The organism is Enterobacter cloacae complex sp. P17RS (assembly GCF_014895885.1).
Classification (GTDB): Bacteria; Pseudomonadota; Gammaproteobacteria; order Enterobacterales; family Enterobacteriaceae; genus Enterobacter; species Enterobacter bugandensis.
The window spans coordinates 142,590-156,973 of record NZ_JADBQK010000010.1; the positions used below are offsets into that span (position 1 = coordinate 142,590).

15 protein-coding genes are annotated in these 14,384 nt (G+C 55.1%); 5 read left to right on the forward strand and 10 right to left on the reverse strand.

All coding sequences use genetic code 11. From position 1 onward, the window contains the following. Nucleotides 1-97: 97 nt before the first annotated feature. Nucleotides 98-265, forward strand: a complete 168-nt coding sequence (rmf, locus tag IM265_RS10700; RefSeq protein ID WP_013097261.1) for a ribosome modulation factor — start codon at nt 98-100, stop codon at nt 263-265. A 71-nt stretch (nt 266-336) separates the two neighbouring features. On the opposite strand, the gene fabA is transcribed toward rmf, so the two are convergent. Together fabA and IM265_RS10710 are read right to left on the reverse strand one after the other, a co-directional pair. Continuing rightward, the gene (fabA, locus tag IM265_RS10705; RefSeq protein WP_000227926.1) at nt 337-855 is read right to left on the reverse strand and encodes a bifunctional 3-hydroxydecanoyl-ACP dehydratase/trans-2-decenoyl-ACP isomerase; all 519 of its coding nucleotides are present in this window, start codon (nt 853-855) and stop codon (nt 337-339) included. Between the two features lie 68 nt (nt 856-923). Further along, nucleotides 924-2,684 carry a Lon protease family protein gene (locus IM265_RS10710; RefSeq protein ID WP_069732531.1) on the reverse strand — a complete coding sequence of 587 codons (1,761 nt, stop codon included), beginning with the start codon at nt 2,682-2,684 and terminating at the stop codon, nt 924-926. A 185-nt stretch (nt 2,685-2,869) separates the two neighbouring features. Between IM265_RS10710 and matP the strand changes: the two genes are divergently transcribed. Continuing rightward, on the forward strand, nt 2,870-3,322 hold the full coding sequence (gene matP / locus IM265_RS10715; protein ID WP_023332611.1) for a macrodomain Ter protein MatP: 453 nt from the start codon (nt 2,870-2,872) through the stop codon (nt 3,320-3,322). Nucleotides 3,323-3,385: 63 nt separating this feature from the next. Here the strand turns inward: matP and ompA are convergent, their stop codons facing one another. Continuing rightward, nucleotides 3,386-4,441: a porin OmpA gene (gene ompA, locus IM265_RS10720; protein ID WP_108780329.1), complete on the reverse strand. Its 1,056-nt coding sequence runs from the start codon at nt 4,439-4,441 to the stop codon at nt 3,386-3,388. A 354-nt stretch (nt 4,442-4,795) separates the two neighbouring features. Continuing rightward, nucleotides 4,796-5,305, reverse strand: a complete 510-nt coding sequence (gene sulA / locus IM265_RS10725) for an SOS-induced cell division inhibitor SulA (RefSeq protein ID WP_041910604.1) — start codon at nt 5,303-5,305, stop codon at nt 4,796-4,798. Nucleotides 5,306-5,522: 217 nt separating this feature from the next. Between sulA and IM265_RS10730 the strand changes: the two genes are divergently transcribed. After that, complete coding sequence (locus IM265_RS10730; protein ID WP_041910603.1) at nt 5,523-6,149, forward strand: TfoX/Sxy family DNA transformation protein; 627 nt, start codon at nt 5,523-5,525, stop codon at nt 6,147-6,149. On the opposite strand, the gene yccS is transcribed toward IM265_RS10730, so the two are convergent. Together yccS and IM265_RS10740 are read right to left on the reverse strand one after the other, a co-directional pair. Beyond that, a complete protein-coding gene (yccS, locus tag IM265_RS10735) occupies nt 6,106-8,268 on the reverse strand; it encodes a YccS family putative transporter (protein ID WP_041910602.1) in 2,163 nt (720 codons plus the stop codon). The genes IM265_RS10730 and yccS overlap by 44 nt on opposite strands. 19 nt (nt 8,269-8,287) lie before the next feature. Then, nucleotides 8,288-8,734, reverse strand: a complete 447-nt coding sequence (locus tag IM265_RS10740) for a YccF domain-containing protein (protein WP_041910601.1) — start codon at nt 8,732-8,734, stop codon at nt 8,288-8,290. A gap of 123 nt (nt 8,735-8,857) precedes the next feature. On the opposite strand from IM265_RS10740, the gene helD reads away from it, so the two are divergent. Next, nucleotides 8,858-10,912: a DNA helicase IV gene (gene helD / locus IM265_RS10745; RefSeq protein WP_193030951.1), complete on the forward strand. Its 2,055-nt coding sequence runs from the start codon at nt 8,858-8,860 to the stop codon at nt 10,910-10,912. 57 nt (nt 10,913-10,969) lie between these two features. On the opposite strand, the gene mgsA is transcribed toward helD, so the two are convergent. Together mgsA and IM265_RS10755 are read right to left on the reverse strand one after the other, a co-directional pair. Further along, nucleotides 10,970-11,428, reverse strand: coding sequence for a methylglyoxal synthase (mgsA, locus tag IM265_RS10750; protein WP_041912035.1), 459 nt, complete (start codon nt 11,426-11,428; stop codon nt 10,970-10,972). 80 nt (nt 11,429-11,508) lie between these two features. Then, nucleotides 11,509-12,171, reverse strand: coding sequence for a DUF2057 family protein (locus IM265_RS10755; RefSeq protein WP_041910599.1), 663 nt, complete (start codon nt 12,169-12,171; stop codon nt 11,509-11,511). Nucleotides 12,172-12,344: 173 nt separating this feature from the next. On the opposite strand from IM265_RS10755, the gene IM265_RS10760 reads away from it, so the two are divergent. Further along, the gene (locus tag IM265_RS10760) at nt 12,345-12,758 is read left to right on the forward strand and encodes a CoA-binding protein (RefSeq protein ID WP_028012609.1); all 414 of its coding nucleotides are present in this window, start codon (nt 12,345-12,347) and stop codon (nt 12,756-12,758) included. A gap of 37 nt (nt 12,759-12,795) precedes the next feature. Here IM265_RS10760 and hspQ read toward each other — a convergent pair whose 3' ends face one another. Further along, nucleotides 12,796-13,113: a heat shock protein HspQ gene (hspQ, locus tag IM265_RS10765; protein WP_008499919.1), complete on the reverse strand. Its 318-nt coding sequence runs from the start codon at nt 13,111-13,113 to the stop codon at nt 12,796-12,798. Between the two features lie 60 nt (nt 13,114-13,173). Next, nucleotides 13,174-14,364, reverse strand: coding sequence for a 23S rRNA (cytosine(1962)-C(5))-methyltransferase RlmI (gene rlmI, locus IM265_RS10770; RefSeq protein ID WP_193030953.1), 1,191 nt, complete (start codon nt 14,362-14,364; stop codon nt 13,174-13,176). Nucleotides 14,365-14,384: the final 20 nt, after the last annotated feature.

Consider the following 14,384-nt stretch of genomic DNA (forward strand, 5'->3'; position numbering starts at 1 on the left):
CGCTGGGACTAATTCGGGGTATTCGTTATCTGTGCCTGCGCATCTGGCGCGGACACTGTTTTCTTTCCACCAGACAAAAGAATGAGGGAAACGAGGCATGAAGAGACAGAAACGAGATCGCCTGGAACGGGCTCATCAACGTGGTTATCAGGCCGGCATCGCTGGACGTTCGAAAGAAATGTGTCCTTATCAGACGATAAATCAAAGGTCACAATGGCTTGGAGGCTGGCGAGAAGCCATCGGCGACAGGGCACTTATAGCCTGATAACGTCTCTTTAAAAAAAGAAACCTCCGCACTGCGGAGGTTTCGCCTTTCCGGGGTCGCTTAAAGCGATATCAGAACGCGGAAGTGTCCTGGAACAGACCCACTTTCAGGTCGTTCGCGGTATAGATCAGACGACCGTCTACCAGCACTTCGCCATCCGCCAGGCCCATAATCAGGCGACGGTTAACGATGCGCTTGAAGTGAATACGATAGGTGACTTTCTTCGCCGTAGGCAGAACCTGACCAGTGAATTTCACTTCGCCCACGCCCAGCGCGCGGCCTTTACCTTCACCACCCAGCCAGCCCAGATAGAAGCCAACCAGCTGCCACATGGCATCCAGGCCCAGGCAGCCAGGCATTACCGGATCGCCAATAAAGTGGCAACCGAAGAACCACAGGTCCGGGTTGATATCGAGTTCTGCTTCTACGTAACCCTTATCGAAGTTGCCGCCGGTTTCGGTCATTTTCACGACACGGTCCATCATCAGCATGTTCGGGGCCGGTAACTGTGGGCCTTTCGCGCCAAACAGTTCTCCGCGACCAGAGGCAAGAAGATCTTCTTTTGTATAGGATTCGCGTTTATCTACCATGTTCTCAGTAAGCCTTATTTTAGTGAAGGACGCAGGATAGCTAACACGTGTACGCTGAACAAGTCCGATCAGTTCGAACTGAACCAGCCCAGCCAGCGTAACGGCCATGGATAACGATGGCGAGCATCCTGCTGCGTCGCCTGAGCAATGCGCTCCTGGATAGTCTGCATCAAAGTTGTCTGACCTTCGCCATCCCAAACCAGGTTTGTCAGTAAGGGTAGTGCATCCTCAATCCCTTCGATGGCCCAGATGGCGAATTGTTCCTGTTCAACCGCGTCCAGAATATCCTGGCACAGGCTGAGATGGCGTACGTTAGGCGCCGGAATAATCACACCCTGTTTGCCGTTTAAACCGCGCTGCTGACAGACAGAGAAGAAGCCTTCAATTTTTTCGTTCAGACCGCCAACGGGCTGAGCACGACCAAATTGATCGACCGAACCGGTAATAGCAATGTTCTGGTTGATCGGCACGTCCGCCAGGGCGCTGATTAAGGCGCACAGCTCCGCCATTGAGGCACTATCGCCATCCACTTCGCTGTAGGACTGCTCAAACGTCAGCGAGGCGGAGAAGGGGATTTGCTGCTCAAGCTGCAGCTCAGACATCAAAAATGCCTGCATGATCATCATGCCTTTGGCGTGAATGTTGCCGCCCAGTTCGGCCTTGCGTTCAATATCGGTAAACTCGCCGTCGCCAATATGCACAACGCAGCTGATTCGCGAGGGTTCACCGAACGCGCGCGGATGGCCAGGAAACTCGATCACCGAGAGGGCGTTGATCTGCCCAACGCGTTCGCCTTCTGTCTCGACCAGAATTTGTTCCAGCAGAATTTCATCCTGCATGCGGTCAGCAAGATAGCCTTCGCGCCACTCTCGCTGCGCCAGCATCTGCGTGAGCTGTTCGCCAGTAAACGCACCGTTACCGCTGATCGTACCGACTTCACGCAGCTGCTTGCCGATCCAGAGCGGGCAGAGCGGCAAGGTTTCCTGGTCACCGGTATAGCGAACAGCTTCGCGGATTAAACCCGGCCACGCGTCGGCGGCAGGCGCTGGCAATGCAAAACGTTCCGCCACGGCCATCACCCACTGACACCACTGCGCCATGTCGTCCGCATCGGCAATCTGAATGTTGTCTTCGTATTCGCTGTAAACTGCCTGTTCGGCCAGTTCCGGCTCCATCTCCTGGAAGTCCGCCAGCGATTCGCGGTCACCCATCAGCACGACGGTCAGCGACAGCGGCATTGACGGCACGGAGACAGGAAGAGGACGAGACTCGTCGTAACCGACCCAGTCAAAGCGCTGTTGGGTCACAATGGTTTTCAGACGCATCCACAGCAGCGGCTGCGAGAGCAAAGTGCGCAGAGAGATGATGAGCACGCCGCCGTTTGCACGATGCACCAGCCCCGGCTGCAGGGAAAGCTCGCCGTTAAACTGGCGCAGACAGCCAAACAGCTGTTCAGCCTCGACCCAATTAGCGGTAATTACCTCGCCGTTAGCAGCAAAACGACCGTCGGCCTGGTCCGCCGGTCCGAAGGTAATATTATGCCCCGCGATACGATACTGGCCGCCAAATACCGCGGTGGTGTCTGGCCGCAGCTGGCGCGTGGCATCCCCAAGCAGCGACAGATATTCCGCTTCTTCCGGGGCTTTCAGCAGCATGAAGGGCGATGTCGCCCACGGGCTTAACGTCTGCTCCAGCGCATAATGTAAGCGTGGTTGCGTATCGCTAAGGATGAATTCGTGTTCTTTTGCGAGATCGGGCTGTGCAAACAGTTCCTGATAGCTCTCGGCATCCGGAACAAGGTCACGCCATGCTAGTTTCGTAATGGTCAAAGTTGATGTTTTTTAGTCAGATGTAAAAGCGTGGAGTATACCGTAAGCGGGGGGCTCTACCCAAGCAGGATTGGTGTTTCAGCAGGCGGATTGGCTGCAGTCACTCACAGGATATGATTTCTTTTCAGCAGATTGCTAAAAAACTGATATTCTGAACAGAGTTACGTGGTAACACTGAGATCGCAATGAAATATCAACAACTGGAAAATCTCGAAAGCGGCTGGAAATGGAAGTACCTGGTCAAAAAGCACCGTGAAGGGGAGCTGATCACCTGCTACATCGAAGCCAGCGCTGCGCAAGAAGCCGTGGATATTTTGCTGACCCTCGAAAATGAACCGGTACAGGTCAATGGCTGGATTGAGAAGCACATTAATCCTGCGTTGTTAAACCGGATGAAGCAAACTATCCGCGCGCGACGTAAACGGCATTTTAATGCTGAGCATCAGCATACCCGGAAAAAATCCATCGACCTGGAGTTCGTGGTCTGGCAGCGTCTGGCCGGGCTGGCACAACGGCGTGGTAAGACCCTGTCGGAAACCATCGTGCAGCTGATTGAGGATGCCGAACATAAAGAGAAGTACGCCAACCAGATGTCGTCGCTAAAAAACGACCTTCAGGCGTTGTTGGGCAAAAAATAGATTTTAGTTTTCTTCAGACAATAAAAAACCCCGCATGGCGGGGTTTTTTTATAAGACGATAACTTATGCCGCAGGCTGAGTTACAACGTCTTTAACGCCTTTAACTTCGATCTCTACGCGACGATCTGGTGCCAGGCAGTCGATCAGTGCAGCGCGAGCTTTAACGTTGTCACAGGTGTTGCCAGTAACTGGGTTAGATTCGCCCATACCACGTGGGGAGATCTTGTTAGCTGGGATACCTTTAGAGATCAGGTAATCAACAACAGACTGAGCACGTTTCTCAGACAGTTTCTGGTTGTAAGCGTCAGAACCGATGCGGTCGGTGAAGCCCAGAACCACTACAGAACCGTCTTTAGGATCCAGGTTGCTCAGCTGGGTGTACAGCTGATCCAGTGCCTGCTGACCTTCTGGTTTCAGGGTCGCTTTGTTGAAGTTGAACAGAACGTCAGACTTCAGAGTGAAGTGCTTGGTCTGTACTTCTGGAGCTGGAGCCGGCGCTGGAGCAACAACTGGTGCTGCATCTTCCTGCTGGCCGAAACGGTAGGAAACACCTACGCTCAGCATGCCGTTGTCTGGACGAACGCCAACGGTAGCACCGTCACCGATGTTGTTAACCCACTGGTATTCCAGACGGGTAGCGATGTCACGGGTCATAGCCCACTCAACGCCACCAGCGAATACTGGGGAAACGCCAGTGTCATGGTCGTCGCCAGCGATGTTGTTGCTGGAGTCTGCACGCCATACCATGCCGCCCAGACGGGTGTACACGTCCAGATCGTCAGTTACTGGGTAACCCAGTTTAGCGGTCAGCTGAACGCCCTGAGCTTTGAAAGCGCCATTGATGGTGTCGCCTTTGTATGGCATACGACCTAACCAGTCGTAACCCATTTCAAAGCCAACATACGGGTTAACCTGATAGCCACCGAACGCACCTGCACCAAGCTGGCTCTCGTGAGTAGGGCCATCGTTGTTCAGGCTGCTGTTGTACCAGCCAGTGTCATGGAACTGAGACCAGCCCAGTTTACCACCTGCATACCAGGTATTATCTTTCGGAGCGGCCTGCGCTACGGTAGCGAAGCCAGCCAGTGCCACTGCAATCGCGATAGCTGTCTTTTTCATTTTTTGCGCCTCGTTATCATCCAAAATTCGCCATGAAGGTCTCAAGAGAGAATCACGGTTAAATCCTTCACCGGGGGGCGTGGTCAAATATAAATCTACCGATATCTTCGGCTTAGGCCGAGCACCCCTGGCGATGTAAAGTCTACAACGTAGCTGAAAACTTACAAGTGTGAAGTCTGTCAGGCATATGAAAAAAAAAGTTCCGTATACCTATTATTTAACATTTTTAGAACGAATTTTGTGCAATAAAATTAAGGAGAACCGCACCAGACAAGCCTTGCCGCAATTTTGAGGCCGGGAACTAAAACCGCATCCTGCGGTCAAAAAAAATTCCAGGAAAAATCTTAATTTCACTCAATGATACAAATTTGAGTGAATTTTTAGCCCAGAAAGTTGTCCTCTGCGATAAGAATCTGGACGAACCGGGCGCATGATAAACCCGATCGCATTCCCTTCTTCAGCCGCTTCGGTCAGACGAAAATGTTCCTCTTCCGTCAATTCTTCCGGTAACCACCCGATCACCACGCTGTAATTTCCGGTGCGTAACGCGCGAATCATCGATTCGACGGTATCGCAGGGAGAAAGCTGGTTGATCTGCATAACCTTTGCCAGCGGCAGGCCTGCAGACTGCACCCATTGGCGGCTCAGTTTTTGCTGCGGCGTCAGCCAGAGCTGCCAGCGTGATTGCTGACCAAGCTGCTGTAATAACGGAAGCAGCAGGAGTTGGGTCAACAGAGGCTGGTCTTCACGGTAAACCACTTCACTAATAAGCCCCGTCGAAGCACCCCCAACGGTGTTCTGCGCGACAGTGCCCGCGGTAGAGGAGAGAGAAGTTGAGCGATTTGCATAGCCTGAAGTGTACATATTCATTCCAGCCCTGTAGTTACTGTATGGATATACAGTAACCCCTGTATGCATAAAGATCAACCTCATTTTCGGAAAGCGACTCGCAAAATTCATTCAATGTTGATGCCCTTCGAAAAATCATCTTGCTCAACGACGCTAAGTTGCCTATTTTCCTGCTAACGGATCCGCTAGTAAGAAATTTCGTTGTTACTTTATGATTTTGAAGGGAAATATCATGAAAAAGATATCTTATGAACGGATTTATAAATCCCAGGAATACCTGTCACCACTGGGTGAAATTCATCATCGCGCGCTTTTCGGCGGCTATACCCTGGCAGTGGATGATGCGGTTTTTGCCATGGTGTCAGAAGGTGAGCTCTACCTCCGCGCCTGTGAAGAAAGTGCGAAATACTGTGTGAAAAATGCCGCGTCTTTTTTGACCCTGATGAAGCGGGGCCGTCCGGTGCTTCTCAACTATTACCGGGTGGATGACGGGCTATGGCAGGACAGGGAGCGTCTGCTTCAGCTCTCCACTTTCGCACTTAATGCGGCAAGAAAAGAGCGTTACCAGCGGCATCAGCGCAATCGACTTAAGGACCTGCCAAACCTGACCTTTCAGCTGGAAGTGTTGCTCTTTGAAGCGGGCATCACCAACGAAGAAACGCTGCGGGCGCTTGGCGCAAGGGAGAGCTGGCTGAAGATGCGGGCGAAAAATAAAGCGCTGAGTATCAAAGTGCTATTCGCGCTGGAAGGGGCGATCGAGGGGCTGCATGAGGCGGCACTCCCGGCCGGCATTCGCCGGGAGTTGACGGAGTGGTTTAATGCGCTGCCTGAGCCACTGGAGAATCACTCCTCCAGGTAGCGATTTGCTGTTGCAGCCGGCAAATTTCTGGCAGCAGGGCGATGAGCAGGCCAATCTGCTGTAACACCAGAGGCGCTTTGCTGTCGTTTCCAGGCTCAAGATGCGCAATACGTTGGGTAAGTTCATCCAGCGCCTGTCTCACGCGCGGTTCATCGGCTGGCCGGTGATGCAGTGCATCATCGACATAACAGACCGCGTCATCCAGCAGGTTGAGGATGCCCGGGTTGGTGAGTTTTTCGCGGTGGGCGCCCAGCGTGGAAATATAGCTGGTGAAGGTATGGTTCAGGCAGAGCAGCCGGAAAGCCGTCTCACGAATCTCGGCCGTGGCGCGAGGCTCCGTTGACATGTTAGAGACCACCGAGGCCAGTTCCGCATCGCTGTTGTGCGCATCGCGGCGCGCTATCCGGTAAGCCAGGCGGTTATCGCGGCCCTGATGATACTGCTCAAGGATGGCATCCAGGTATCGGCAGTTGGCGTTCATAGCCCTGTCTAACACGCGCGGTAGATTACGGAAACGCCAGTCCGGCCAGATAAAGCTGACGGCGGCCCAGGCGATAGCGCAGCCAATCAGGGTATCGAGTACGCGGGGCAGGGCGACCTCGAACCCTTCACCCAGCAGGTTAAAGCAGAGCAGAACCAGCAGCGTGATGAACATTGTGGCATGGGCGTACTGCACGTTGCGAAACGCGAAGAACAGCACGCCGGTGATCACGATCAGGATCAGCTGTCCTTCAATGGACGGCACGAAATAAAGCACCGGAAGGCCGATCGCGACGCCGACCAGGGTGCCGATAATACGCAATGCCAGGCGGTGTCGGGTGGCGTTATAGTTCGGCTGACAGACAAACAGGCTGGTCAGCAGGATCCAGTAGCCGTGGTGCAAACCGGTTATCTGGATAAAAGCATACCCCACGCATAAGACCAGGGACATTCGCACCGCGTGACGAAACAGCGCCGACTCCGGCGTGAAGTTGCGGCTCAGCCTTAGCCACATATCGCTCACGCTGTGCACGCTGTCATCTGCAAGCTGGTTATCCACCTCGCTGCCCGGCAGTGCCATCGCCTGCTCGGACTCAATCGTCGCCAACTGAGCATCAATCGCCCGCAGGTTGTTGAGCAGAAAACCCAGCGCTTTGATCTGTTCCGGTGACGTTCCGCTGGCCTGCACGCGGTCGAGCGCCGCATCAAGATGGCTAAACACGCGTTCGAAGCGGGAGTCGTGCTGATAGGGCGTGCGCAAAAGAATGGATCGCGCGAGCTGCTGGCAGGCCTGTGACTGCATGGACAGCAGGCGCTGAAAGCGGAACATGACGTCGCTGTAGCGGAACTTCTCGCGCAGGGCGGCATACTGAACGTGCGAGGAGCTGGCGCGCTCATGAATGTCCTGAGCGGCAAAATAGTAGTGCAAGGTTCTGCGCGTGCCGCGCTGGCCGCGATCCCCGCGCAGACGGGTAAGCAGCGAGGCTTTCGTCTGGTTAAGGGTGGCGACCAGCTGGCCGTTTGCCAGCGCCAGATCGTAAAGCGGCGCCTGGCTTTCTTCCTCAATATCCGGGTCGAACAGCCGGGATTTCAGTTCCAGATAATGGGCTAGCTGCTCATAGCTGCGGGCAAGGTTATCCTGCAGGGGACGAACCGGGAAGATTAGGTGGCCGGTTAACGTCAGCAGGTTATACCAGATGGCGCCCAACAGCAGCAGCACAGGCTGCTGATACCACTGGTCGTACAGGGAAACGCCCAGCATGGTGTAGATGGCGATCAGCAGGGCCCCAAAGGCGATAGTGGCATAGCGCTGCCCCAGACCGCCCAGCAAAATAAACCCGCTGGTGGAGAGTGTAAGGCCAAGGGCAAACAGCCACGGCCAGGGGAAAAGTAACTCAACGGACGCGGAGGCGATAAAAAAACAGACGAGCGTAATGACCAGATTCCGCAAACGCCCGGCCAGGCGATCGTCCAGATCCGCCAGCGCTCCGGCCACCACCCCCAGCGTGAGGGGGATGGTGAGCTTGACATCATTCAGCCACCACGGCAGGGCAGCCGTGCCGCAAAGCGCGATAAATATCCTGACGTTGTAGAGCCAGGCGCTGTTCCAGGTATAACGGCGAAGCAGTGGACTTAGCATAAACGCGGCCAGTCCTTATTTACTGAAAACGACGACGTGCGTTCGCTTCACGCGCCGCCTGGGCCACTTCGACCGGAACCACCCTGCGCCCGACGGGCCAAAGGGCGATGGCGGCGATCTTAAAGTTCGCGAGCCCGACCGGAATACCAATTATTGAGATGCACTGCGCAATACCGGCAAAAATATGCATGATGCACAGCCACCAGCCGAAGAAAATCAACCACAGAATGTTCAGCAAAGTTCCCCCCGTATTCATCAGGGCGCTTTTGCTCTCCGGGTTCAGCTCGTTAACGTGGATAGCTTCGTTACCGTAGGGGATGAACGACAGTTTCGTGATTTCCCAGCAGGAACGGGTCAGGGGAAGCGTGAAAATCAGGACGATGCTCACCAGCGTGGCAAAAAGCCAGGAAAGGGTGGTGGCAAAACCGCCCAGCACAAAATTCAACACATTCAGAACGGTACGCATAAACCCTCACTTCCTTTCGATAAAATTAACGCCCAATGATTGTAACGTTTTTTTAGGCTGGAGCACCTTAAAACTGGCAGTTAAACTGTCAGGTAAATTATCTCTTCGTGGATTTGGCGGGACATGGAACTGAAAGCAACTTCTTTAGGCAAACGCCTGGCGCAACACCCCTATGACAGAGTTGTTCTGCTCAACGCCGGGGTTAAAGTCTCCGGAGAACGCCACGAATACCTTATTCCGTTTAATCAGCTTCTGGCTATTCACTGCAAGCGCGGGCTGGTGTGGGGCGAGCTGGAGTTCGTTCTGCCTGACGACAAAGTCGTGCGCCTTCACGGTACCGAGTGGGCGGAAACCCAGCGTTTCCACCATCACCTGAACGCGCTCTGGCAGCAGTGGAGCCACGACATGAGCGTGATTGCCGCTCAGGTGCTGCAGCAGGTGCTGGACGATATCGCGCAAAGCAACGCGCAGCAAACGTGGCTGACGCGCCAGCAGACCGCCGGTCTGCAGCAAAAGATTCGACAGGCACTTTCGGCGCTGCCGCTCTCCGTGACGCGTCTTGATGAGTTCGACAATTGTCGCGATGCCTGGCGTCAGTGCCAGGCCTGGCTGAACGATATGGATAAAAGCCGGCTGGCGCATAACCAGGCCTGGACGGACGCCATGCTCACCCAATACGCCGACTTTTTCAGTACGGTGGAGTCTTCACCGCTCAACCCTGCTCAGGCGCGCGCGGTGGTGAACGGCGAGCAGTCGCTGCTGGTGCTGGCGGGGGCCGGAAGCGGTAAAACGTCGGTGCTGGTGGCGCGTGCGGGCTGGCTTCTCACCACCGGGGAGGCCGTTGCCGATCAGATCCTGCTTCTGGCTTTTGGCCGTAAGGCGGCACAGGAGATGGACGAACGCATCCAGGAACGGCTGCACACCCGGGATATTACCGCCAGAACCTTCCATGCCCTCGCGCTGCATATCATTCAGCAGGGCAGTAAAAAAGTGCCTGCCATCAGTAAACTGGAAAACGACGCGCAGGCGCGACAGGCGTTGTTTATTAAAACGTGGCGTCAGCAGTGCAGTGAGAAAAAGGCGCAGGCGAAAGGGTGGCGTCAATGGCTGGAAGAGGAACTCAACTGGGAGGTACCGGAGGGCAGCTTCTGGCAGGATGAAAAACTGGCGCGTCGGCTCGGCTCGCGTCTTGACCGCTGGGTCAGCCTGATGCGGATGCACGGCGGCTCGCAGGCAGAGATGATTGAAAGCGCGCCGGAGGCGATCCGCGATCTGTTTTCAAAACGGGTCAAGCTGATGGCTCCGCTATTGAAAGCCTGGAAAACCGCGCTGAAAGAGGAAAATGCCGTTGATTTCTCCGGTCTTATCCATCAGGCGATCGTCATTCTGGAGAAGGGGCGCTTTGTCAGCCCGTGGAAGCATATTCTGGTGGATGAGTTCCAGGATATCTCACCCCAGCGTGCGGCACTGCTCTCGGCGCTGCGGGCGCAAAATAAACATACCTCGCTGTTCGCGGTGGGGGACGACTGGCAGGCCATCTACCGCTTCAGCGGGGCGCAGCTTTCACTGACGACCGCCTTCCACCACTATTTTGGCGAAGGCGACCGCAGCGATCTGGACACGACATACCGCTTCAATTCACGGATTGGTGAAATCGCCAACCGCTTTATACAGCAGAATCCGTATCAGCTGGCCAAGCCGCTAAACAGCCTGCGGGCAGGGGATAAAAAAGCGGTCACCCTGCTGGCGGATGACCAGCTGGAGCCGCTGCTGGACAAGCTCAGCGGCTATGCGAAACCCGATGAACGTATCCTGGTGCTGGCGCGTTATCATCACCTTAAGCCTGCTGCGCTGGAAAAAGCCGCTACCCGCTGGCCGAAACTGCAGCTTGAATTTATGACCATTCACGCCAGCAAAGGGCAGCAGGCCGATTATGTGATTGTGGTGGGGCTGAAGGAGGGCAGCGACGGATTCCCGGCTCCGGCCCGCGAGTCGGTTATGGAAGAGGCTCTGCTGCCGGTGCCGGAAGACTTCCCGGATGCCGAAGAACGACGTTTGCTGTACGTGGCCATCACCCGCGCGCGTCACCGCGTGTGGCTGCTGTTCAATAAAGAGGAGCCATCCGTGTTTGTCGATATATTGAAGAGTATTGACGTGCCGGTGGCGCGGAAGCCATAACGGCGTCAGGCAAGATTTCCAGGCCGGGTAGACGTAGCCGCCACCCGGCAAAAAAAGCTACTTCAGTCTCTCGGAAAGATAGCGCTGATAGTCCGGAATAAGGATCTCAACCGGCGAGTTAAACTGTGGTGATTCAATGATAAAATCCGCCGTTGACAGGTTCGTCGCCACCGGAATATTCCACACCGTTGCCAGACGCAGCAGCGCTTTGACATCCGGATCGTGTGGAACCGCATTCAGCGGATCCCAGAAGAAGATCAGCACATCAATTTTCCCTTCGGAAATCTGCGCCCCGACCTGCTGATCGCCGCCCATCGGGCCGCTCAGCATCGCATTCACCTCCAGACCCGTTTCGCGCTGGATCAGGTTACCGGTAGTGCCGGTCGCCGAGAGGGCATGCTTTTCCAGCAGCGGCTGATGGCGGCGAACCCAGTTAAGCAGCATTTGTTTACAGTGATCGTGCGCCACCAGCGCAATGTGTTTGCGTTCAGGCAGCGTGCGTGTTGTCAGTTCCATAATCATATCCATCAGGTTAACTGACTACACGATGACGGGAACCGTCTGACGCTGCAAGAGAAAGGCGTAAAAAATGTGGCTTAAGATGAAGGTTGTTGCTTTGCCCACTGTAAAAACCGGGCCCGCGTGTCGGGATCGGCCTGCTGGAACCAGAATTTAAGGCGCTGTTCCGTCAGGCTCTGGGACTGCGGCGGAATGACGTCCAGTTCCGAGACGCCGGATAGCAGCGTACTGTCGTCCGCCATCATGGTGGCAAACTGCGGAAGGGAGGCGCGTTTGCCGGCTTTGTTATAGACCTGCGTTGCGGCCTCGTAGTCCGGGCTTTTTGTGGCGCTGGTCAACGCCAGAATATCCAGCTTGACCGGGATCGGCATTGCATTCCCGTCCAGCAGCTCAACGCGCGGCGAGGCGTCGAAGGCCGCTGATTCCTTCTCCGTTTCAAGGCGAGGCAGGGTAATGTTCACCTGGCTGATTTGCCGGGTATTAAAGCTGACAATCAGCGGCGGAGAGATGTACATCCGTTGCTCATGGTTAGTCAGGCCGATCGCTTTTTCGACCCGGAACACCAGCTGATGTGGCCCGTTATCTAACTCAATGCTGTCAGCCCCGCGCAATAACGAGCTGGAAACCTTTTTCCCGTCCAGAACCAGAAGATCAATGTCGCCAGAAAGCCGAAGCGTGGTCGCAAAAACGCAAACCGGCATCGCTAACGCAATCAGAGCAGTGGCAAAACCGGTTTTCATAGAAGGCTCCCGTCAGAGATACTGTCGCCGCATTAATGTATCTAAATCTTTCGATAATCACGTTTACTAACATATAGACATATTTTGCCGTTTTGCCCTCATACATCTGTATGGGATGGATGGTTGAGATGTGCGCTTTGGCGTACACTTTTAAAAAAGCCAGGAGAAAAACCATGAAAGAGAACGATATTGCCGAGATTCTGACCTCCACGCGTACCATTGCGCTGGTGGGCGCGAGCGATAAACCCGACCGTCCCAGCTATCGGGTGATGAAATACCTTCTCGATCAGGGCTATCACGTCATCCCCGTCTCACCAAAAGTGGCGGGGAAAACCTTACTGGGCCAGCAGGGTTATGCCACGCTCGCTGACGTGCCGGAAAAAATTGATATGGTCGATGTCTTCCGTAATTCCGAGGCGGCGTGGGAAGTGGCGCAGGACGCGATTGCCGTCGGGGCGAAAACATTGTGGATGCAGCTGGGCGTGATTAACGAGCAGGCTGCCGTGCTGGCGCGGGATGCGGGATTGAAGGTGGTTATGGATCGCTGTCCGGCGATCGATATCCCCCGTCTGGGGCTGGCGAAGTAATAAAAAAAAGCCCGTTCATCGGGCTTTTTTTACACGCTTAGTTCCGCAGGCGCGGAGCCTGTAACTGTTTGCGGATAGTCTGAGCAAGTTCATCCATCGTGGGTTGTTCCGGATGCTCTTCCTGCAGCTCGCTACTTAGCTGCGCTTCGGCAAGGTAGGTATGTACGGGTTGTCCGTCGTCACCTTCCATCACCACATGGTACCAGGGTGCAGCGCGAAGCTCTGCGTTCACCGCCAGTTCGTCTGCTGACGGTTCATCAAGGGAATACTCCGGGTCGATATCCACGACCACACCCAAATACCCAAGCAAAGTGTGGCGGACCTGCTGGCCGATACCGAATTTGCTGGCAATCATAGTCACCTCCCGGGAAATACGACTTACACATTAAGTGCGGGCAATATTTCTCTTTTCAAGTTACATGACGCGACAGGCAAACCCTTTCAGATACAGTCCTTCCGGGTAGGTAGCAATCACGGGGTGATCGGCTGCCTGACGGAACTGCTCTATAAATTGTACATCACGACCAGCATCTATTGCGGCATCGGCGATGATTTTTTGGAATAAATCGGTGGTCATCAGCCCGGAGCAGGAGAAGGTGAGCAGCACCCCGCCCGGGTTCAGCAGCTGGATCGCCAGCATGTTGATATCCTTATACCCACGGCAGGCGCCCATCAGCTGGCTTTTGTTTTCCACAAACTTTGGCGGATCCATCACGATGACGTCGAACTTCTCGCCCTGATCGCGATATTTACGCAGCAGCTTGAAGACGTCGTCGCGTATAAATTCGGCTTTGCTCAAGTCCAGTTTGTTGAGCTCGACGTTCTGTTTTGCCACGTCCAGCGCTTCCTGCGAGGTATCCACGCTGACCACCTGGGCACAACCGCCCATCAGCGCCGAAACGGCAAAACCGCCGGTGTAGGAGAAGCAGTTCAGCACGCGTTTGTCGGCAACGTACTGACGCGTAGCCAGGCGGCTGTCGCGCTGGTCAAGGTAGTAACCCGTTTTGTGCCCGGCCTGAATATCCACCAGCAGCTTCATACCGTGCTCTTCAATCGGCAGCAGGGCAGGCGGCAGTTCACCCGTGACCGGGCCCTGCGTCAGCTCCATGCCCTCTTTTTTGCGCACCGCCACGTCGCTGCGGTCGTAAATAGCGCATTCCGGGAACAGGGTTTGCAGGGCGCTAATCAGCGCGGCACGCTGGTATTCCGCCCCGGCGCTGAGGAGCTGCAGCACCAGGAAGTTGCCGAAGCGATCGATGGTCACGCCCGGCAGGCCGTCGGACTCACCGGCAATCAGGCGATAGCTGTCCAGCCCGTCGCGCTTTGCCAGCCACTCGCGCCACTGCTGCGCCTGCTGCAGGCGGCGGACGAAGAAGTCAATGTCGATGGTTTCGTCTTTATCGAAGGTCCAGACGCGTGCGCGGATCTGAGACGCTGGCGAGTAAGCGCCGCGCGCTAACCATTTCCCCTGATGGTCAACAATATCAATGGTTTCACCGAGGCTGGCTTTGCCTTCCATACGGGCAACCGCGCCGGAAAAGACCCAGGGATGACGGCGCAGTAATGACTTCTCGCGCCCTTTGGCTAACACTAAACGTACACTCATAATTTGCTGTTCTGTCGATT